Source organism: uncultured Dokdonia sp., from assembly GCF_947496725.1.
Taxonomy (GTDB): domain Bacteria; phylum Bacteroidota; class Bacteroidia; order Flavobacteriales; family Flavobacteriaceae; genus Dokdonia.
Genome location: NZ_CANMDS010000003.1, coordinates 122,435 through 144,001 on the forward strand (window position 1 = coordinate 122,435; position 21,567 = coordinate 144,001).

Annotated in this window: 21 protein-coding genes and 1 tRNA gene; 12 read left to right on the forward strand and 10 right to left on the reverse strand. The window is 35.9% G+C overall.

Annotated elements, in window-relative coordinates; genetic code table 11:
- Nucleotides 1-64: 64 nt before the first annotated feature.
- Together Q0948_RS07380 and Q0948_RS07385 are read left to right on the forward strand one after the other, a co-directional pair.
- Nucleotides 65-682, forward strand: a complete 618-nt coding sequence (locus tag Q0948_RS07380; RefSeq protein WP_298351076.1) for a MarC family protein — start codon at nt 65-67, stop codon at nt 680-682.
- Nucleotides 683-752: 70 nt separating this feature from the next.
- A complete protein-coding gene (locus tag Q0948_RS07385; RefSeq protein ID WP_298351073.1) occupies nt 753-1,364 on the forward strand; it encodes a hypothetical protein in 612 nt (203 codons plus the stop codon).
- An 8-nt stretch (nt 1,365-1,372) separates the two neighbouring features.
- Here Q0948_RS07385 and Q0948_RS07390 read toward each other — a convergent pair whose 3' ends face one another.
- Nucleotides 1,373-2,209, reverse strand: a complete 837-nt coding sequence (locus Q0948_RS07390; protein ID WP_298351070.1) for a universal stress protein — start codon at nt 2,207-2,209, stop codon at nt 1,373-1,375.
- Nucleotides 2,210-2,355: 146 nt separating this feature from the next.
- On the opposite strand from Q0948_RS07390, the gene Q0948_RS07395 reads away from it, so the two are divergent.
- A complete protein-coding gene (locus Q0948_RS07395; RefSeq protein ID WP_299231282.1) occupies nt 2,356-2,928 on the forward strand; it encodes a DUF6134 family protein in 573 nt (190 codons plus the stop codon).
- Between the two features lie 66 nt (nt 2,929-2,994).
- Here Q0948_RS07395 and Q0948_RS07400 read toward each other — a convergent pair.
- A tRNA-Arg gene (locus tag Q0948_RS07400) sits at nt 2,995-3,068 on the reverse strand.
- A gap of 200 nt (nt 3,069-3,268) precedes the next feature.
- Between Q0948_RS07400 and Q0948_RS07405 the strand changes: the two genes are divergently transcribed.
- Nucleotides 3,269-3,781, forward strand: coding sequence for an adenine phosphoribosyltransferase (locus tag Q0948_RS07405; RefSeq protein ID WP_298351065.1), 513 nt, complete (start codon nt 3,269-3,271; stop codon nt 3,779-3,781).
- On the opposite strand, the gene Q0948_RS07410 is transcribed toward Q0948_RS07405, so the two are convergent.
- From Q0948_RS07410 to Q0948_RS07420, 3 genes are read right to left on the reverse strand one after another with little or no spacing between them, the layout of a single operon-like run.
- Complete coding sequence (locus tag Q0948_RS07410) at nt 3,778-6,069, reverse strand: TonB-dependent receptor plug domain-containing protein (protein ID WP_298351062.1); 2,292 nt, start codon at nt 6,067-6,069, stop codon at nt 3,778-3,780. The genes Q0948_RS07405 and Q0948_RS07410 overlap by 4 nt on opposite strands.
- Entirely contained in the window at nt 6,062-6,964 is a 903-nt protein-coding gene (locus Q0948_RS07415) for a FecR family protein (RefSeq protein WP_298351060.1), read from the reverse strand. Before Q0948_RS07415 ends, Q0948_RS07410 begins: the two co-directional genes overlap by 8 nt.
- 40 nt (nt 6,965-7,004) lie before the next feature.
- Nucleotides 7,005-7,523, reverse strand: coding sequence for an RNA polymerase sigma factor (locus tag Q0948_RS07420; RefSeq protein ID WP_298351057.1), 519 nt, complete (start codon nt 7,521-7,523; stop codon nt 7,005-7,007).
- 104 nt (nt 7,524-7,627) lie between these two features.
- Between Q0948_RS07420 and Q0948_RS07425 the strand changes: the two genes are divergently transcribed.
- The gene (locus tag Q0948_RS07425) at nt 7,628-9,631 is read left to right on the forward strand and encodes a LamG domain-containing protein (RefSeq protein ID WP_298351053.1); all 2,004 of its coding nucleotides are present in this window, start codon (nt 7,628-7,630) and stop codon (nt 9,629-9,631) included.
- 118 nt (nt 9,632-9,749) lie between these two features.
- Here Q0948_RS07425 and Q0948_RS07430 read toward each other — a convergent pair whose 3' ends face one another.
- From Q0948_RS07430 to fahA, 3 genes are all read right to left on the reverse strand, one after another.
- Nucleotides 9,750-11,078, reverse strand: a complete 1,329-nt coding sequence (locus Q0948_RS07430; protein WP_298351050.1) for an MFS transporter — start codon at nt 11,076-11,078, stop codon at nt 9,750-9,752.
- Nucleotides 11,079-11,210: 132 nt separating this feature from the next.
- Nucleotides 11,211-11,390, reverse strand: coding sequence for a hypothetical protein (locus Q0948_RS07435; protein WP_298351047.1), 180 nt, complete (start codon nt 11,388-11,390; stop codon nt 11,211-11,213).
- Nucleotides 11,391-11,403: 13 nt separating this feature from the next.
- A complete protein-coding gene (gene fahA / locus Q0948_RS07440) occupies nt 11,404-12,696 on the reverse strand; it encodes a fumarylacetoacetase (protein WP_298351043.1) in 1,293 nt (430 codons plus the stop codon).
- 111 nt (nt 12,697-12,807) lie between these two features.
- On the opposite strand from fahA, the gene glyA reads away from it, so the two are divergent.
- The 3 genes from glyA to Q0948_RS07460 all read left to right on the forward strand — a co-directional run bounded on the left by glyA (nt 12,808) and on the right by Q0948_RS07460 (nt 15,292).
- On the forward strand, nt 12,808-14,082 hold the full coding sequence (gene glyA / locus Q0948_RS07445) for a serine hydroxymethyltransferase (protein ID WP_021779294.1): 1,275 nt from the start codon (nt 12,808-12,810) through the stop codon (nt 14,080-14,082).
- A gap of 107 nt (nt 14,083-14,189) precedes the next feature.
- The gene (locus tag Q0948_RS07450; protein ID WP_298351038.1) at nt 14,190-14,609 is read left to right on the forward strand and encodes a hypothetical protein; all 420 of its coding nucleotides are present in this window, start codon (nt 14,190-14,192) and stop codon (nt 14,607-14,609) included.
- Nucleotides 14,610-14,905: 296 nt separating this feature from the next.
- Complete coding sequence (locus Q0948_RS07460) at nt 14,906-15,292, forward strand: nucleoside triphosphate pyrophosphohydrolase family protein (RefSeq protein WP_298351031.1); 387 nt, start codon at nt 14,906-14,908, stop codon at nt 15,290-15,292.
- A gap of 60 nt (nt 15,293-15,352) precedes the next feature.
- On the opposite strand, the gene Q0948_RS07465 is transcribed toward Q0948_RS07460, so the two are convergent.
- Nucleotides 15,353-15,865 carry an OmpH family outer membrane protein gene (locus tag Q0948_RS07465; protein ID WP_298351028.1) on the reverse strand — a complete coding sequence of 171 codons (513 nt, stop codon included), beginning with the start codon at nt 15,863-15,865 and terminating at the stop codon, nt 15,353-15,355.
- Nucleotides 15,866-15,946: 81 nt separating this feature from the next.
- Entirely contained in the window at nt 15,947-16,180 is a 234-nt protein-coding gene (locus Q0948_RS07470) for a hypothetical protein (RefSeq protein WP_298351025.1), read from the reverse strand.
- A 143-nt stretch (nt 16,181-16,323) separates the two neighbouring features.
- Between Q0948_RS07470 and Q0948_RS07475 the strand changes: the two genes are divergently transcribed.
- From Q0948_RS07475 to Q0948_RS07490, 4 genes are read left to right on the forward strand one after another with little or no spacing between them, the layout of a single operon-like run.
- Nucleotides 16,324-18,255: a peptidylprolyl isomerase gene (locus Q0948_RS07475; protein WP_298351023.1), complete on the forward strand. Its 1,932-nt coding sequence runs from the start codon at nt 16,324-16,326 to the stop codon at nt 18,253-18,255.
- Nucleotides 18,248-19,105: a peptidyl-prolyl cis-trans isomerase gene (locus Q0948_RS07480; protein ID WP_298351020.1), complete on the forward strand. Its 858-nt coding sequence runs from the start codon at nt 18,248-18,250 to the stop codon at nt 19,103-19,105. The genes Q0948_RS07475 and Q0948_RS07480 overlap by 8 nt, the downstream gene beginning before the upstream one ends.
- Nucleotides 19,089-20,519 carry a peptidylprolyl isomerase gene (locus tag Q0948_RS07485; protein ID WP_363317818.1) on the forward strand — a complete coding sequence of 477 codons (1,431 nt, stop codon included), beginning with the start codon at nt 19,089-19,091 and terminating at the stop codon, nt 20,517-20,519. Before Q0948_RS07480 ends, Q0948_RS07485 begins: the two co-directional genes overlap by 17 nt.
- A gap of 8 nt (nt 20,520-20,527) precedes the next feature.
- The gene (locus tag Q0948_RS07490; RefSeq protein WP_035324651.1) at nt 20,528-21,481 is read left to right on the forward strand and encodes a MoxR family ATPase; all 954 of its coding nucleotides are present in this window, start codon (nt 20,528-20,530) and stop codon (nt 21,479-21,481) included.
- Nucleotides 21,482-21,567: the final 86 nt, after the last annotated feature.

Below are 21,567 nucleotides of genomic sequence, written 5' to 3' on the forward strand. Positions count from 1 at the left end.
TTTTTAAAATAGAGCAATTTTTCTAAATTGAAAATGGTCTAATAAATCACAAACACTCGCAATAATGGAGGATCTTCTTACTTTTTCTTTAACCGTATTTACCGGTTTTTTTGCCATTACAAATCCTATATCAAATATGACAATTTTTTTGTCGCTTACAGAGGGTGCCAGTAAGAAGGTAAAAAGGGATATTAATAAAAGAGCAACAATAGTGGCCTTCATTATCGTAGCACTGTTTGTACTATTAGGTAAGTTTATTTTTGAATTATTTGATATCACCATACCTGCTTTTAAAATTTTTGGAGGGATACTCGTCTTTCTTATAGGTTTTGATTTACTTCAGTCTAAGAAGTCTAGTGTAAAGCACCTCAAAACGGTAGATGTAGATGAAAATATTGCAATATCACCTCTAGCTATACCTATTATCGCGGGACCCGGTACAATTGTTACTGCAATGAACTCTGTTGCAGATGCGAGTTATATGCAAATAGGTCTTGTGATTTTCATTTTTGGTTTAATGTGCTTATTAACTTATATCACCTTTCGTGCGAGCGATTTTATCGTAAAAGTCTTAGGTAATAATGTGATCTCTGTGATAGGTAAGATTATGGGATTAATCATTGGTATAATAGGTACTGGGATGATTATTGAGGGAATTAAAATTTCGTTTAACTTATCTTAAGTAAGCTCTTTATAGAGGTGAGTTGTGAGATATATTGTAAATTATAGTTCTATAAATCAATCCTCAGATTATGAAAATAGCAATACGTTATGTACTTGTTCTACTTTTTTTAAGCAGTTGTACATCAAGTAAATTGATACCTTCTCAATATGTTTCTGACGCTTTTAAGGAGGCAAGTCTAGATCGTATTCTCATTTTTGGAAATACAGAAGATAAAGAGCTTCAAAACAGATTTGAAAACAAGATGGCTGTTATAATGCAGGCAGAAGGTATCGTTCCTTACAAAATGCACGAAGTTTTTCCAGATGTAGTCTATAAGGAAGAACGTACTCAAACAGAGATAGAACAGTTTATTGTAAACTGCAAATCAAAAAATATTGACAAGATTCTTTTTGCCTCACGTAAGTCTATTACTGTAGATACGGTACTATCAAAGTCTCTGCATAATTATATGAACTCCCTAGAACCACTTAGAATGGGGAGCTCGTCTTCACAAGATCTTTCATATGATAAAAAAGAAGTTGTCACCTATATCATCGAGGCAGCTGTATATGATATTGCCACAACCTCAGAAGATAAGCCTATTGCTACAACTACCTTAAAAGCTGTAGCACCAAAATCTCTAGATGACCTAGAAAACAAGTTTATAAAAGCAATAGAAAAACTATTTAAGAGTAGATAAATATAGACTTACTCATTTTTACTTTTAATAATATAGAAAGGGACAGCTGCCTTACTCCCTAGTTTATTTACTACTGGCTCGTTTATAAGGTTCTCTATAAAGTTATGCTTGTATACAATCATTACTAACATATCGATATTAAAATCTTCTATAAAGGATCCTATAAGCATTCTCTTTTTTGCAGTTGCTTCTACATAATTTATATCTGTTTCAATAGGGTGTAATAATCGCTTTAAAGAATTTAAATTGTTGAGTTGTTCTATATGTAGACTCTGTTTATCGCCTATATGTAGTATTTGAATTGTAGTATCGTCAAGCGCAGATGTTTTTTTTAATGGAGCAATATCATTATCAAACGAACGTGTAAAATCTGTGGGAAAGGCTATTTGCTGTAGTGGTTCAAATTGATAATTATCTGGTATAATAAGTACGTCACATCGTTTAGTATTTTTGACAACCTTAATGGTATTACTCCCAAAAAAAAGCTCTTTTGCTCCTGTAGCTCCTTTGGTGCCCATTACAATAAGGTCAATGTTATGTTGGTTAATGCTCGCTTCAATGCCATTAAGTAGCGAGGTATCTGTGTGTACAGCCCTAAATGTATGTTGTGCGTTTTTATGTGATTGTGCTATTTGATCTTTATAAGCAGACAATTTTTTTTCTGAAGCTTCCTTCATCTCTTCTACATAATGTGAGGTGATAGTTGCTCTGTTGCTATCAGTAGGGAAAGACCACGCGTGAAATATATAAAATGTGCAATTTTCTTGTGCATATAACTTAATTGCATATTGTATTGCACTAAGTGCATTATTAGAAAAATCGGTAGGGAGTAGTATAGATTTCATAGGTTTATTTTTCTCAAAATTATGACCATCTTATTAACTCTAAAATGACTTTGGTCAGTGTTTAAAACTTATATATACTGGTAATTTGTATCACACCTTACAAATCATAATACATTGCTATGCGTTATTATATTTTTCTAATTTTTATGCTAGTTAGCTCTTGGTCTACAAGTGCTACACAAGTAGAAAACCGCTACTTTGATATAATACATAACAATAAAGTTATAGGGAGTTTAAAAGCCGAAAAAACCATAGATGACAACAAAACTCTTTACCAGAGCACCACAAATATTACAGCAACGATTATATGGGAAACACAAATAAACTATAATTATAAGGTGTTATTTGAGAGTGGGCTACTACAAACCTCAGACGTTGATATTTTTGTAAATGATAAACCGCGTGCTCAAACATATACAAGAAAACAAGACAGCCTTTTTATAATCTCTAGAGATAATAAAAGACCTCAGTTTTATAAAGAACCTATTAATTATACGACCATCCAATTATATTTTGAACAACCCACAACTATAACAAGCTGTTATTCTGAGCAGGATGGAAGTATTAATAAACTAGTAGCGCTGGGTAATCACTCGTATAAAAAGGTAAATGCCAAAGGCCGAGAAAACCTTTACTTCTATAAAGATGGGAGACTTATAAAAGCAAGTATAGACGGTGGGATTATACAATTTGAACTCGTAGCCACGGCTAAGATGTAAAAGTTCAATTATAAGAATGTGTAGAAATAAAAAAAACCTTACAATCATTTGATTGTAAGGTTTTTGTGACCTCGACAGGATTCAAACCTGTAACCTCTTGAGCCGTAATCAAGTGCGCTATTCAGTTGCGCCACGAGGCCTTTTAGAAACAATAATTACTTGTTTGTTTCGGGGTGCAAATATACAATCATTTTATTGTTACACACAAGAAAAAGATAAAAAAAATGAGATTGTTTTAAACTCAAAACGATAGTTGTCATTCATTCAGCGTTTTACAATATTGATTAATTTATAGCACAAACTTTTGTATATCTTAGTACTATAAATACTCGCTTTATCTATGCAAATTTCAGACTACATAAGAGACGTTCAAGACTTTCCTAAAGAAGGAATTACTTTTAAAGATATAACACCTCTGCTGGGAGATAAGACCGCTTTCGCGAAAGCGGAAGAAATTCTATACACACTAGTGCCAGAAGTAGCAATAGATGTTGTGGTAGGAATTGAAGCGAGAGGTTTCTTTTATGGACCACTACTTGCAAAAAGACTCAATGCTGGATTTGTACCCGTACGCAAGCCTAATAAACTACCTTATACTACCATTAAGAAAGATTATGATCTCGAGTATGGTACAGATGTACTAGAGATGCACAGTGACGCTATAAAGCCGGGAGATAAAGTGTTATTACACGATGATGTACTCGCAACGGGAGGAACGGCTGCTGCGGTAGTTGCAATGATTGAGGAGCTAGGGGGAGAGGTAGTACAGTGTAATTTTATTATAGAACTCGATTTCTTAAATGGTAGGAGCAAGCTGCCAGGCAAACACGTTGCTGCTGCTATAACGTATTAAAAACTGTACTGAAGACTAAAGTTAGGAGTGATGCCTAAAGATTTTACTGTAATTTTTTGAATTTCATCATTGCTATTTATGAGATAATAGGTGTTGAGTATATTATTGTTGTCTAGTAAATTCCATATAGAGGCTCCTACTTGTACATTTTTAGAAAACAGCTCAAATTTATAAATAGCAGATACGTCAAATCTCAAAAAGCTATCTGAAACACTACTGTTAGGTAGGTCATATATGATTTGACCATCTACAATAGGGTTTTCTTCTCTTGGGCTGGTGAGAGGTGTACCCGTACGCCAGTTAAAGCCTAGTGAAAATTTAAAATCATTAATAGTATAAGTAGAGCCGTAGGTGAGTGAGTGCCTTATATCTGTATTATTTGGGAAGCGTCTACCATTATTTAAACTCTCAAAATCAAAATTATTCTTACTAAAAGAGTAGGAGAGCCAGGTTCCAAATTTTTGAAACTGTTTGTTTACCAAAAAGTCTATACCCATCACATCATATGAGCCTACCGCATTTGTAAATTGAAACTGATTTTGAAAACCTTGACTACGTGAAGAAATTCCATCTACATTTTTAATATATCCTTCTACACTTAACAGCCATTTACTCTTTGTATAGTCAAGGCTTACAGAAGCTTGTTTGCTTTTTAAAATAGGAAACGAATCATCATTTGCCGCAATCCAGCGACTACGTTGCAATCCTAAAAAGTCATTTGGTTGATCAATTATTTGAAAAATAGACTGACTTTTAAACTCTCCCAAAGCACTTATTTTTAAAAAACTCAAAAACCGCTGGCTAAAGCGTACTCTAGGCTCTATAATGAGGGTATTAAAAGTATCGAGATAATTACCTCTTACTCCCGTTATAAATTGTGTCCCTTTTGAGGGAGAGAGGTAAGAAAGTTCAGAATAGAGGCTATGTGTACGTATTACGTCGCGCTCATTACTAAAAAAGATGGGCCTATTAGTTTGTGCTAAGTTACGTGCGCCCACCTCTGTAAATTGATAGCCATTGTTCCAGATAAAGGTATCGGAGAGTTTGCTGCTTAGCTGAAGTTTTACTCCTACATCTAGTACTTCGTTTTCTTGATCTAGTTGTTGTCCGTTTTCTAAGTTAAAATTACGTGCATTAAGATTGTAATTTGATAGATAAAGCTCTACATCTGTCGTGTGTTTTTTGTTCCAGTTTCTGGTGTAAACTAGTCTTGCACCATTGTTACTCTGGTTAATACCGCTACGCTCATTTATTTCTAAGGCTCTAATGGTCTCATCATACCCTAACTTATTATAGATTGTGGTTGCACTAAGCTTAAGTTTGTCCTTTTTTGAAATATCATAAATAAGATTTGTACTTACATCATAAAAGTAAAAATTGAGATCTGAGACTTGTGATTCTTTATCACTATTTATACTCAAGTCTGTATCTTGAAAAATACGATCGGTATAGCTTGTATATGTAGGGCTTTGTATGAAATCAGTATTAGAGCGTCTTGCAGAAAGAGAGAGGGTAAGTTTTTTTGAGACCGGAAGTGTAGCAAATCCTTTAAGATGAAGCAAGTTAGCACTCACACTGCCCTCATAATCTGTAGCGACTTTATCATCTAGTTCAATATTTATAGTACCAGATACACCATCTCCGTATCGTGCGCTTGTGCCATTTTTAATAACTTCTACACGCTTTGTTAAGTAAGGATTAAAGGCAGATATAAGACCAAAAAAATGTCCAGATTGATACATTTTAATACCGTCCCATAAGATAAGATTTTGATCATTTGTGCCTCCACGTATATTTACATCAGACACAGTTTCTTCTGTGCTAAAAATACCGGGTAATGCTTGTACAGCTTGCAAAACATCAGGTTCTATTATGCCTGGTAGTATCCCAAATTGTTCTGGGATGATACGCGTGATTCCAGATCTGGATTTTGAAATCCCGGTAGTAAGAAGGTTTGAGATGTAAATCTGGTCAAGCTCTTGTACCTCATTAATGATATTTTCTGTAATAACTATAAATCGCTCATTAAGAAAATCAAAAGTGAGATCTGTATTGTTCTCAATATATTCAAGTGCTTTCGTGAGTGTAGACCCTTTAGATATATCTTTTATATATGTGGGAGCTACAATATGATCTGCATAAGAAAAGCTTACATTAAAAATAGCCTCTAGATTATTTAAAACTGTAGCTAGCGGAAGCGTTGCTGTATTTTGTTCTTGAGATTTTAGATCAGAAAAAAATAAACAACAAAGTAAAGTGAAGAATGTAAGTACACTTTTTTTAGTCACGTGATAAAGTTACCTTATTTCCCTGTTTTTTATGGGATAAATTAAACGGTAAGCTTATTGACTTTAAAGCAATCTCCATATCAAGATGTGTAAATGTACCTGTAAAGAGTAGGTTTTCTACTTCTTTATCTAAAGATACAGTTACGTTATAATGTCTCTCAAATTCTTTAAGTACTTCACCTAGAGGTGTTTTTTCAAACGAGGTTTCATTAACTATCCAAGAGGGTTGAGATAGCGCAGTACTTGTATTTGTACTAGCTATTTTTACGCTTTCGCGAAAGCGGTCTCCAGGTTTTAATATCACAGTATGCTCACCAGTATCAACTTGTACTGATCCCTCGTAGCAGTATACTTCAAACTTATCATCTCTATTGCGCACATTAAACTGGGTCCCTAGTACTGAAATCACACCATTAGAAGTCTCAACGCTAAATGTAGCACCCTTTGCCACCTGAAAGTAGGCTTCGCCATCTAGTGTCACAGCTCTAAATTCATCCCAAGTCGCTGGATCATAATATAAATCAGACATTGCATTAATCGTAACAATAGAATTATCTGGTAAAGTCACAACCTCTTTTTGAGCAATGGCAGTTGTTATCTCAACGGTTTGTTGTGATAATGTAGTAGCATAATAAATACCTGCAAACAAGATGAGAATTGCTGCGACTTTAAGAAATGGCTTGAGATAGATTATTCCAGATTTTTTCTTGGTGTCTAAGCTAGTCTGTAATCTCTCATACTCTTGTGTAGCCTTATATGCTGGTGGTACAAGCTGTTTTGTGGTCTCTGCGATACGCACAAGATCTTCGTAATCCTCAAGACGCTTAAACTCCTGAAGCTCTGCCTCAGACAGCTCATTGTCTAACCACTTTGTTATTAATTGTTCTCTTTCCATAGTATTACCTGTGTATATAACAGTGTGTGTTGAGAAAGTCCTACTTAAGTTCTGTAATTTCTTTTTTAAGCTTTGCCAGCGCCCCGTAGATGCGCTTTTCTACAGCCTTTTTTGAGATGCCTAGCATCTCTGCTATTTCTTTATGTTTTTTACCTTCTATTCTGTTTAATAGAAATGCGCTGCGTTGTGCCTCACTTAGTTTTGCAATGGCCGCTTGTAATCTTGCATTGTATTCTTGTTCTTCAAGCACAAACTCTGGCGACTCATTTGTATAATTTTGAGGTTTCGTTTTCTGAAACTTTAAAACAACCTTTTGATGTGCATAAGCATTTAACGTGAGATTATTTGCAATGGTAAAGAGGTAACTTTTTGCTTTTTCTTCAGGTACTTTTGAGCAATTTTCCCATAACTTCACAAATGCTTCTTGCACCTTATCTTCAGGGCTGTAGAGGCTCCCGTACTTGTAATATAGAAAATTAAAGAGGTTTTTAGAATGCGCCATAAAGACTCTGTTATAAACAGTTTCCTTACATACGCCTTCTGTGTTTTTTGTGCTCATTAATAGTGCAATATTAAATAAACGTACATAATTACTGCGGTTAGGTAGGAGTTTTTTAAATCTAGATGTTCTATAATTGTAATCATAGAATCGATTACCAAATTATGAGTACTAAAAAACTGTCTTTGCATTTTATCACTACAAGCCTTCTTTTACTAGGAGTGCTTTTAGGTACCTCTAGTTGTCAAGATGACTTATCTCAAGATGAAGACTTTGTTGACGTTATAGACGAGGCAAATGCGAGCGCACAGTTATTACAGTATATTAATAATGTAGCACTTAATGATGGCTCTGTAGATAATATCATAGACAGAGCGAGCTGTCTCGAGATGGTACTGCCTATGACTATAGAGTTAGGACCATCTACGTTTACAGTAGAAAATGAAGAAGATCTTATCACGGTAGAGGAGTATCATTATGAAAACCCTGCAGATTCTATTACGATAAACTATCCAGTAGATGTAATTTTAATGAACCACGAGGTGGTTACTGCTAGCTCACAAGATGAAATGGATGCGCTTGTAGCAACTTGTAGTGACCCTAGTATTGCAGATATAGATATAGAATGTGTAGACTTTGATTACCCAATCACGTTTAATACGTTTGACCCAGAGTTTCAAGTAGCGACGACTGTTACCGTTACGAGTGACGCAGAAATACTTGAGTTTATAAACACGTATACAGGTACAAGTACGGTGATAGGACTTACGTTTCCCATCACTCTTATTAACCACGACAGTACAAGTACAGAAATAGTAAATTATAATGAACTAGAAGAGGCACTTGCTACTGCTATCTCAAGTTGTGATGAAGATGATGGTATAGACTTCGAGACACAACAAGGCTGCCCAGAAGAGCAAATAGATCAATATCTCACAAGCTGTTACTGGCAAATCACATCATATAATGATGAAAATACGTTAAGTAATTATACCTTTTTCTTTAGTGTAGATAATGGTTATATGTTCTTTTATGATGTAAATACATTTGTTGAGTCTACCTGGTCTACCTCACAGTCTGATCAAGGAGGTGTACTCTCTTTTCCGAGTATCGCGGTGCTTAGTCAAGAGTTACAAGGCGACTGGATAGTTACAGAGTGCAGCGCCACCACATTATTAATGCAGCGAGGTGATAACACACTAGTTTTTGAACGTAACTGTTTTAATGAACCACTTGACTGTTTTACAAGTTCCATACTGGGTGTTTGTGATAACGGTACTACAAATGAAGGTAGCCTAGATCTTGAAGCAGCTCTTTTAGGTTGTGATACCACAGAGGTAAATGTAGATTACTACATTTCTGAAGCAGATGCAATGGCAGAGATAAATGCTATTCCAAATCCAGAAACGTATGAGTTTACTGGTGATATAGTAATCTGGTCACGTATAAGTTTACTTAGTGATCCTAGTGCATATAAAATTATATTCTTAGACCTCACTGTGGTAGATTGTTGTGATAATCCACAATTATACTTGGAAGATGCTATTATATATATGCCACTTTCTGAGTATCCACTTGAGCTTATAAGTGGTTATTACAATGAGAATGCTCTTAATGAGTGCGTGGTAGATAGAGATGGTAACGACCACTGTTCTATCGCTTTCTCACAAGACGACTTTACTATACCAGTGACAGATGAAAATATGCTTGTACAAGGAAATGCATATTCTATAAGTATATGGTTTAAAATGCAGAATGAAATTGCAGGAGATTACGAGGTGTTTTTTCAAAAAGGAACCACAACGGGAGAAGGCTTTCAGCTGGGAGTATATGACTTAAACACACCTTTGTTTTCATCTGGAAACTTTAGCATATGGGATGAAGACTGGGCAAACGAGACAGACGTTGCTTGGAATAATACAGACTGGCATCACCTAGTTGTTACCGTAGATGAGGGTAACACTGTAAAGCTTTATAGGGATGGCATTTTACGTAATGAGGTAATAAATGCAACGCTAGATATAGGCAACACAGCGCTTAATGTATACACACTTGGACAGGGCTTTCAAGGTCATCTAGATGACCTTAGAGTTTATAACAGTACTTTAAATCCTACTGAAATCAATCAACTCTATGCTTTAGAGGGAGATTGTTACACCTGTCTATAGAGCAGCTCAATTTTTAAGGTTATTGAGCTGTATAAAGGGCTATCTTCTCAGATAGCCCTTTATTTTTGATGGTTCTTACAGTATTACGCTTTCGCGAAAGCGTAACTATGAGCATTTCTTAATTAGTATCTCCTGTGGTTTTTTCTACATTAGGTAATCTATAGCTTTTTACAGCTCCCAGAAGTCCTATTATGGATAGTGCAAGTATCACACTCTCAACAGAGACTAGTGATAATACAGCACTTAGACCACCAGTGACTAGAAGTATAAGACCTATAATTGTATTACTTACAGAGACATAATTTGTTCTCTCATTACCACTTGCCATATCTATAATGTAGGTTTTTCTCCCTTGACGCACACCGCTATGAGCAACTCCTAAAACAAAGAAAGCAATAGGGTATAGCCAGAGTTGCGTTTTAAAATCACCAGCAAATGTGATTATCAAAAAAAGGATTAAACCACAAAGCGATGCTATGGTAACGGCATAAGCCATTGTGTTTTTACTAGACTTATCTGCCAGTTTACCCCAGTACGGAGAGCTCACGATAGATGCAAGGCCATTTGATATAATAAGTAAGCCTAGTAAATAACTGGTGTCTTTTACACTATTTTGTGCAACAGTAACATAAAACGGTGCAGAGAGTGCAGAGCAGAGCAAAAGAGATCTTGCTATAACAAAATCTCGTAGATGTTTATCATCTTTTAATAGTTTAAGATTATCTGCTATACTGTTTTGCTCGCCAGCCTCATTTTCAATAGGAGTGGGAAACTCTTTTACAGAAGCATATATCACAGAAGCAATAATCCACATTGAGGCTGCAAAGAAAATTAGGTTAGTATAAAACTGAATGTTTTCTGTTGTTTTTGAAGTGTAGGTTATATAGAGCCCGGCTATAAGTACTAATATGCCAGAAAAGGAAGAGGTATAACCGCCTAGTCTCCCTCTACGAGTTTTTGGTATCGTTTTACCCTTAATATCTTTAGAACTTACTGAGGCAAGACTACGAGCTAAACTAAAAATGATTAAACAAACTATGATTAACCAGCCAGCCACTTTTTTATCAAAGTGTAATGAGACGAGACCTATAGCAGCAATGGCTACCCCTTGTATTATAGAACCTACTACCCATATGTATTTACGTATAGGTTTTTTCTTTACGTAATTTGAGATTGCTACCTGCGGGATAAGAGCGCCAGACTCGCGTATGGGTACAATAAGACTTATAAGAAACACAGGAGCATTTACATAATTCATTAACCAAGTGAGTACTGTTTTTGGGTTACTGAGGGTGTCACCTAGTTTTGTAAAAGTGTGAGTAAAGAGTATGGTAAAAAAATTACTAGCTACGTGATTGCAAGCCTCATCTGTTATGCCCTTGCATACACGATCTTTACTTTCATTATTCAGGTAATCATAAAGTTTATTAAGAGTAGATGTAAGCATATGGTATGACTAAGTAGGAGGTATGTTTCTTATACTGATTCTAAATATACGTTATTTTACAAGGCGTTTATATAGAATGATATGTTACAGTTGTGTATACGCTTTCGCGAAAGCGTAAAAAAAAAGAAGACCTTACGATCTTCTTTTTTTTAATTGTACTCTAACTACCGTTATACCTATAAGGATAAGCAATATGCTTGCGGCGGCTATTTTGCCAAATATAAGCCATAGTAGCCAGTAGGCTAGTAGCAGTGCACTAGCATAAAAAGAGACTGCTAGTAGCATTACAAAGTATAAGGCTATTGTTTTCATTTACTCGGTATTCTTATTTTGTCTTAGGCTCAAATACTGGTAATAGCTTAGTTGATACTTCGCCAAAACCTATGCGCGGGTAATCCTTAGACTTAGAGTAACCACGTATAATTACCGTATCATTATCTTCTATAAACTTGCGGTCACCACCTTCTTTAAGTTTTACAGGTTTCTCACCTCTCCACGATAACTCAAGCATAGAACCATATGAGTCTGGTGTAGATCCAGATAGTGTACCACTACCCATCATATCTCCAGCATTTACAGGGCAACCATTTACTGTATGGTGTGCAAGTTGCTGGCTCATATTCCAGTACATATATTTAAAGTTAGACTTACACACAGTAGTCTCCTTCATACCTTCTGGCTGTAATGCCACCTCAAGGTTAATGTCAAAACTCTTTTTACCTTCAAACTTAAGGTAAGGTAAAAGCTCTTTTTTAGGCGCTGGACTCTCTACTCTAAAAGGCTCAAGCGCATCTAGTGTCACAATCCACGGTGAGATAGATGAGGCAAAGTTTTTTGCAAGAAACGGTCCTAGTGGCACATATTCCCATTTTTGAATATCACGCGCACTCCAGTCATTAAAGAGTACAAGGCCAAAAATATTTTCTTCGGCTTCTTCTGTAGAGATAGATTCTCCCAGATTATTTGCATCTGTTGTTATAAAAGCCATCTCAAGTTCAAAATCTATAAGTCTTGATGGGCCAAATATTGGGTTTGTCGCACCGTTAGGTAGCTTTTGTCCTTTTGGTCTGTGTACTGGTATTCCAGATGGTATTACAGAAGAGCTACGACCGTGATATGCGACAGGTAGGTGTAACCAGTTAGGCATAAGCGCGTTTTCTTCTCCACGGAACATTGTACCCACATTAGTCGCGTGCTCAATACTTGAGTAAAAATCTGTGTAATCACCTATTTGTACTGGTAGTTGCATTTCTACCTCTTCTAGTTTAAAAATAACCACGTCACGATCTTTTGCATTGTCACGCAGTGCAGCATTGCTCTCCTCAAAGATTTCAGAAATGCGGTTACGTACGAGTCGCCACGTCTTGCGACCATCTGCAATAAAGTCATTAAGGGTATCTTGTAAAAAGATATCATCTGTAAGAGGTATGCCCTCAAAGTATCCTAGTTGGTGTAGCGCACCTAGATCTATTGCATAATCACCTATGCGTGTGCCTATTGTGATTACATCATCACGAGTTAAGAACACCCCAAAAGGAATATTCTGTATGGGAAAATCTGTATTCTTAGACGTGTCTAACCACGTTTTTCTAGAAGGATCGTTTGCAGATAGAGGCATTCTATATGTTTTAATAAGTTGTTTGTAAATCTCTTCCTCAAATATATGATTTATAGCATTCTTAAAAAGAGATTGTAGTATTTTTGTATCACTTTAACAAACATCTTAAATATGCAACGAGATACCGCCATTTTTGACCTAATACAAGAAGAAAAAGAACGCCAACTTAATGGCCTTGAGCTTATTGCTTCAGAAAACTTTGTGAGTGACCAGGTAATGGAAGCCGCAGGATCTGTACTAACTAATAAATATGCAGAGGGGTATCCCGGTAAGCGCTATTATGGTGGTTGTGAAGTAGTAGACGAGGTTGAGACACTAGCTATCGAGCGTGCAAAAGAGCTTTTTGGCGCAGCTTATGCAAACGTACAGCCGCACTCAGGTTCTCAAGCAAACACGGCCGTTTTTCACGCTTGTTTAAAACCAGGAGATAAGTTTTTAGGTTTTGACCTTGCTCACGGTGGTCACTTAACACACGGGTCGCCAGTAAACTTTTCTGGTCGCTTATATAACCCTGTTTTTTACGGAGTAGATAAGGAAACAGGATTACTTAATTACGATAAAATACAAGAAATAGCAACTGCAGAGCAGCCTAAAATGATCATAGCAGGTGCCTCTGCATACTCACGTGAGATTGATTATAAACGCTTTCGCGAAATTGCAGACTCAGTAGGCGCCATCCTTCTTGCAGATGTTGCTCATCCAGCAGGTCTTATTGCAAAAGGAATCATAGCAGACCCTATACCACACTGTCACGTAGTAACAACTACTACGCACAAAACACTAAGAGGGCCACGCGGTGGAATGATACTTATGGGTGAAGATTTTGAAAACCCTTTTGGGATCACACTTAAAAGTGGAAAGAAACGTATGATGTCTTCTCTACTAGATAGTGGTATTTTTCCAGGTAACCAAGGAGGACCATTAATGCACGTGATAGGAGCAAAGGCAATTGCCTTTGGAGAAGCACTTACAGATGAGTTTTTACACTATATGGTGCAGGTTAAGAAAAATGCAACTACACTAGCAGATGCACTTGTGCTTAAAGGGTATGACATTATATCTGGAGGTACAGATAACCATATGATGCTTATAGACCTACGCAATAAAGATGTAACGGGTAAAGCTGCCGAAGAAGCGCTAGGTAAGGCAGACATTACGGTAAACAAGAATATGGTGCCATTTGATGATAAGTCACCATTTGTAACTTCTGGTATACGCATAGGTACTGCTGCAGTAACTACACGTGGTCTTGTAGAAGGTGATATGCACGAGATTGCAAACTTTATAGACAAGGCAATACAGCACCACGATAATGACGAGGTGCTAGAAAACGTAGCAAAGAGTGTAAACGAGATGATGGGGCACAGACCATTGTTTAAAGCATAATAAACACATATATTATATAAAAGCCAGTAATTATATTGCTGGCTTTTTTTATGTTTGTTTGTAACAAAAGCTTAAAAGCGTACACCTACCGTAAGAGATTAAGATTTATGAAACATATACATTTTAACAAGAATAATTGGTTCTGGGTAACACTACTAGTGCTTTCTCTTGTATGCATACTCGCAGGCACCTTTGAGTTTTATGAATTTGAAAATCCTGGTATAAATAGGAAGATTGCTGCAGCTGGCTTCTTGCTACAGGTGATATATTTTTTTCGATTTTTTATCTATAAGAATGATGTACAGGTTACTAAAAATATAATAATGATACGTCTCAACTCGTGGAATGGTAAACGCATATATTTTGACCACATCGCTAGTACAATTCTTACAGAAAGCTCTCTTATAGTAACTAAAACCAATGGCGAGCACATCACTTTTGATGCAAAAGGAATTCACCCAGATGATTTGCAAAAGTTAAACGAACTCTTATTAAGTAAGTTAGAAAGCCCCATAAATATAGGGTAGTGCCCTATTTTAGACTTGTGAGTATCTATCCCGATTAAGGTTTTAAAACCAGTTTAATTAAAAACAGAAGTACTACAAACCCTATAAAACCTAGCAATACCCATTTACTTCCTTTGTATTGCTTTTTGTGTAGCTTAAGATCTTTGCGATAGCTCCATATAATGAGTGTTATGAAAGCAATCACAAAAAAAAGTACGAATATAACCTGACCAGTGCTAAACATTTGGAGTATTTTAGAAGTGTAAAAATACGTATGAGTACGCTTTCGCGAAAGCGTAATAAAACAAATTTAACTTATGAAAAATAAAATAGCAGCTGTAACCCTTTTTCACGATACTTATGGGCTGGATAGAAAGGCTACGCCTACAGCTCAACTCTCTAAAGCCAAAAATGAGTTACGTTATAACTTGATGAAGGAAGAAAATGAAGAGTATCTAGAAGCAGCAAATAATGGAGATCTCGTAGAAGTGGCAGATGCGCTAGGGGATATGCTGTATATTTTATGCGGGACTATTATAGAACACGGTATGCAAGATAAGATAGAGGAGGTTTTTAATGAGATACAACGTTCTAATATGAGTAAGCTGGGGGAAGATGGAAAGCCTATCTATAGAGAGGATGGTAAAGTACTTAAAGGACCTAACTATTTTAAGCCAGACATTGCAAGTATACTTAACAAGTAAAAACTATAAAAAAAGCCGCTCTCTTAAGAAAGCGGCTTTTTTTATGAAGTAGTAAGGTTTTTACTCCTCTACTTTGATACCCATTTTTGCAAGTACAGCCATTGTGATGTCTGATGCAGGATCTGCATATGCAAAGTTGTTATTGTTACCTATAGTAAGGATGTGTGAGAAGCCTTGCTCTTTTGCCACTGTAGTTACAACTTCACCTATTTTTTTATAAAGTGGTTGTACTACTTCAGATTGCTTAAGTTGTAAGAGCTGTGCTCCGTTCTGACGAAATTTTGAAATATCGTCTTCTAATGCTATGATTTCTCCTTGCTTAGTTTTTCTTTCTTCGTCTGTAAAGCCTGCTTGTCCCGCTTGGTATAGTTTTACTTTAGCTTCATAATCTTCAATCTTTACCTTCATTTGAGACTCAAGATCAAGATTGTATTTTTTTACTTCTTCATTTGCAGCAGTAAGCTCTGGCATTTTTGTGAGGATAAAATCTGCATCTACAGTTCCTACTTTACTTTGTGCAAAAGCTGTTGCTGTAAATAGCACGACTAACATTGCGAGTACGAGTTTTTTCATTGTATGTGTTTTGTTAAGGTTTATCATTTGCGCGTGCAAATATATGTGATTGAAGACAATATCTGTGCCAAGGGCGCTTTTTTAAGTAAAGAGCTGTCCTCTGTGGGGTTTTAAGTCGTCTCTCACTGGTTTCATTGCTTCTTTGTCTACTACAAGGTAAGCAAGTGCAAAGTCTTCAGATTGTTTTTCTACTCCTGTAATAGGGGTGGCTAGTTCTTTTGCACTTGCATACTCCTTTAAGTGTATCTCGTGGTGAAGAGCAATCTTCTCTGCGTCTGGACCTCTAAAGTCCCATATAAGTTTAAGTCTTTCCAATGGTGATGATCTTAATATTATTATGCCAAAAATATATAATATGCTTCTTACTCAAGGGTATATATGTACTAAAGATTACTTAAAACCGTTGGTATTGCACAGTAGTTGATTATGCCTATTTTTGCAATTATCTAAACCCTCATATGCGTTATCTTTTTATAGTATGTTTTTTATTCTCTTTTGCTTTAATGGGGCAAGAAAAAGTGCTACTTAAAGTAAATGATGAAGAAGTAAGTACAGAAGAATTTATACGTGTTTACGAGAAAAATTTATCACTCATTAAGGAGGTGGAACATAACTCTCCAAAACAGTATCTTGATCTCTTTATAGATTATAAGCTCAAAGTGCAAGAGGCATATAAGCAAGGGCTTGATAAGAAACAGGCTTATCAAAAAGAGATTGCATCATATAGGTCACAACTAGCAAAGAATTACCTTAATGATGTGCAAGTAACAGATGATCTTGTAAAAGAGGCATACTTTAGGAGTAAAAATGAGCTTCGTGCTCGACATATACTTATACGACTTCGTCCAGATGCATTGCCTAAAGACACTCTCGTAGCCTATAATAAACTTATAGCTGCTCGTGACCGTATCATTAAAGGGGAGGATTTTAATAAGATTGCCCGTATTTACAGTGAGGATCCATCTGCAAAGCAAAATGGTGGAGACCTAGGTTGGTTTAAGGCTTTTAAAATGGTTTATCCATTTGAAAATGCTGCGTACAGTACACCGATACAGGAAGTCTCAATGCCTTTTAGAACAAATTTTGGTTATCACATTGTACAACCTACAGCGACAAGAATATCACAAGGAACTGTACAGGTAGCACACATTATGGTTTCTTTAAATCAAAAGGATAGTACAGTCTCACCAGCGGCTAAGATCATTAAAGTAAAAGAACTTCTAGATTCTGGAGCAGATTTTGAAACGCTAGCTCTCAATTACAGTGATGATAAGAATACAGCAAAGAAAGGCGGTGTGATCAATGCGTTTGAAAAAGGACAACTTAGTAGTGATGTTTTTGAAAAGACAGCTTTTAATCTCAAAAGCATAGGAGAAATTTCAGAGCCTTTTAAAACAAAGTTTGGCTGGCATATCCTTAAGTTAGTAAAGAAAAATCCACTACAGGCATTTGAAGAGATAGAAGCTTCCTTAACACAAAAGGTTACAAGAGATGCCAGAGCACGTGTTTTATCTGAGGCTTTATATGAAAAACTACGTAAGAAATATAATGTAACAGAAGAGGTAGCAATTGTAGAATACTTTACAAGTGTCTTGCCAGAAGTGTATAACAGAGAGGAACAATTATTTACAGATAAGAGCGCATTAACAAGAACAGCCTTTACCATAGGTGACGAGACTTTTTTATACAGTGATATAGCAAAGGTGATTGATAACAAGCTTAAGCGAAAAAACTATACATCACGTTCATATTTTGTAGAAAATGAGGTGGCAAATTTTATAAATGACGCGCTTAAAACATATCATCTAGCACATTTAGAAGAAGAAAATCCTGGATTTAGGTCTCTTATTAATGAATATAAAGAAGGATTGTTGCTATTTGATCTTTTAGAAAGCCAGATTTGGAAGAAAGCGCAAAAGGACTCTGTTGGGTTAAGAGCTTTTTATAATGCAAATGCACAAAACTATAAAACTCCTAAAGTATATAACACACGAGTATTTACTACAAAACAGAAGGAAATAGCAACCACGTATAGAAAGCGTCTACTTAAGGGAGAAAAAAGTGAGATAATTATAGAGGCACTTAAAGTGAAATATAAATCACCCTTAATTGTTTCTAACAGAGAGATTGTTGAAGAAAACCTCCCATTTTCGGGAGATAATAATCTTGGTATAAAAAAAGTAATAACAGAAGGAGACAATTATATCTTGTACGAGGTTTTGAGCATAGATGAAGCAAAGTTAAATACACTAGCAGAGTCGCGAGGGGCAGTAATGAGTGATTATCAAAAGTACTTAGAGACTAATTTTGTGAAAGAATTGAGAGAAAATAGTGAGATCAATGTTAATACAACAATCTTAAACAACCTTGAAAAAAGATATGATGAGTAGATATATAACGGTCTTACTATATAGCTGTGTTGCTCTGCTCATATCTAGTTGTAGCTATTTTCAGAAAACTGAAGAAGAGACTGTCATTGCTAGAGTAAATGACCATACACTTACAGAAGAAACATTAAAAGATATTCTATCATCAAATACAATTACAGATAGTGCATCTTTTGTGCAAAACTACATAAATAATTGGGCGACAGACCAGTTGTTGCTTGATGGAGCAATGCGCAATTTACCCAAAGATGACCAAGAAGAATTTGAAGCGCTAGTGGCAAATTACAGAAAGGATTTATACATACGTTACTATAAAGATGCGCTTATTAATAAGCAGCTTGACAGTGTTGTTTCAGATGTAGAAGCTACGACCTTTTATGAAGACAATAAACAGAATTTCTTGCTCAATGAGCCCTTGTTGCAGTTTAAGTTTATACAAGTAGAAGAGGACTATAATGGCTTAAACGATTTGAAAAAGAGATTTAGAAGTTCAGATTATGAAGATGCAAAAATATTAGACTCTCTTAAGTTTCAATATAAAAATCATTTTCTTAACGACTCTATATGGGTAAAAGAGCGGGTTGTCATAAACCAAATAAATATTATTAACAACGAAAATTCAAAACAGTTGTTAAAAAAAACCAATTTCATACAGCTACGAGATTCATTAGGATTATATTTGATCGCTGTAAAAAATACGTTAGGTCGCAATGATATCGCACCATTAGAATATGTGCGCCCTACTATCAATCAGATTATTAATAACAAAAGGAAGTTAGCCCTTATAAAAAGGCTTGAAAAGGAGATTAAGGATGATGCTATTAAAAACAAGAAATTTGAAATTTACAACTAACATATTAGTCCTACTTTTTGCTATACAAATAGGTTTTGCACAAACTACAGATGTAACATCAGAGCCTGTAACTACGCAGGTTGAAGAAGTGGCAGTAGTAAAAAAGGATACCGTAAAAATATCTTATGATAAATTTAAGGTAGACGGAGTAGCAGGTGTAGTAGGTGAGTACCTTATACTTGAGAGTGATATAAATAAATTTCTTTCAGATATAAAAAACCAAGGGCAAGCAGCTTCAGAGGTTACACCTTGTCAAGTAATGGGTAATTTACTTGAGAGTAAATTACTTGCACACCAAGCGGTACAAGATAGTCTTATAGTGCAAGATGCTAGAGTAAACGGAGAAGTAGATCAAATTATACAACGTTTTTCGAGCCAGTTAGGTTCAGAACAAAAGGTTGTAGAATTCTACAAGAAAGATAATATGGCAGATCTAAGAGCCGAACTTTTTGGAATTAGAAAAGACATTATCTTATCAGAATTAATGAATGATAAAATCATTGAGACGGTAGATGTTACACCAGACGAGGTTAAGACATTCTTTGAGAGTATTCCAGAAGATCAAGTACCTACAGTAGGAGTAGAGTTAGAAATATCAAGAATCGTAATTGAGCCTAAAGCTTCAGAAGAAGAGCGTGAGAAGGTGATAGATCGTCTTAAAGGTTTCCGTAGTGACATACTTGAGAACGGGAGTAGCTTTGCTACAAAGGCTGTACTATATACCCAAGATCCAGGTTCAAGACCAGAAGGAGGACTTATGGTAATAGACCGAAATACACCACTTGTAAAAGAGTTTAGAGACGTTGCCTTTAGCCTTCAAGACGGAGAGATAAGTGAGCCTTTTGAGACAGAGTTTGGGTTTCACATTGTTTATGTAGAAAAAACAAGAGGAGAACGTAAGGACATACGTCACATACTGCTTGTACCAGAAATTAAAGAAGCTCAAGAAGAAGAAGCAAAAGATCTTGTGAAACTCGTAAGAAAGCGCATTATAGACGGTGAGTTAACTTTTGAAGAGGCTGCAAAGGAGTTTTCAGATGAAGAAGAAACTAAGTATGATGGAGGTACGCTTACAATACCACAAACAGGTAGCAGACGTTTTGAGCTTACTAAAGTAGATCCAGACATTTACTCAAAAATAGATGACCTTGAGGAGGGTGAAGTATCACTTGTTTTTACAGATCAAACTAGAACAGGGCAAAAGCAGTATCTTTTGTACTCAGTAAACAATAGACTTGAAGAGCACAAGGCAGACTATGTAAATGATTACATAAAGATTAAAGAACTTGCCTTACGCCAAAAGCAAATTAAAGCCATAGAGAAGTGGCAAGAAGAAAAAATTGCAGAAACTTATATCAAAATCAATGGAGAAAACCGTGATTGTGATTTTGTAAGTAACTGGTTAAAAAAATAAAGAAATAGATGTCTGACGTTGCAGCCATAAAGAATCTCGTGCAAAAGCACGGATTACTCAAAACAGAAATATCAAAAATAATAGTAGGTCAAGAAAAAGTGATAGATGAGATTCTTCTCTCTATTTTTTCTGGTGGACACGCTTTATTAATAGGTGTTCCTGGGCTTGCAAAGACATTAATGGTAAACACTATTGCTACTACCTTAGGTCTTGATTTTAAACGTATACAGTTTACTCCAGATTTAATGCCTAGTGATATATTAGGATCAGAGATACTAGATGAGTCTAGACAGTTTAAGTTTATTAAAGGCCCTATCTTTTCTAATATTATTCTAGCAGATGAGATTAACCGTACACCACCTAAGACACAAGCAGCCCTTCTAGAAGCAATGCAAGAGCGTGTGGTTACAGTTGCTGGGCAGAGATACCCTTTGTCATTACCTTATTTTGTACTAGCTACTCAAAACCCTATCGAGCAGGAGGGTACCTACCCACTGCCAGAGGCACAGCTAGATCGCTTTATGTTTTCTATTAATCTTGATTACCCATCTTTTCAAGAAGAGGTAGATGTTGTAAAAGCGACCACATCAGATAGTAAGCCTACAGTAAGTGCATTATTAAATGCAGCTCAGATTATAGAGTTTCAGCAACTAGTGAGACGTATCCCTGTTGCAGATAATGTGATAGAGTATGCAGTAAATCTAGTAAGCAAGACAAGACCTAAGACAGAAAAGGCAGCTCAGATTGTAAATGATTACATAGACTGGGGAGCGGGACCACGTGCATCTCAAAACTTAATACTGGGAGCAAAGACACACGCAGCTGTAAATGGTAAATTCTCTCCAGATATAGAAGATGTGCAAGCCGTAGCTACCGGTATCCTTAGGCACAGAATGATTAAAAACTATAAAGCAGAGGCAGAGGGACTCACTATAGAGTCTATTATTAAAGATCTTTTTTAGTACGCTTTCGCGAAAGCGCTATTACCTAATTCTTCATATACAGCAAGTGATTGATAAACAGTACAATGTTTATTATGGGGCTTGTA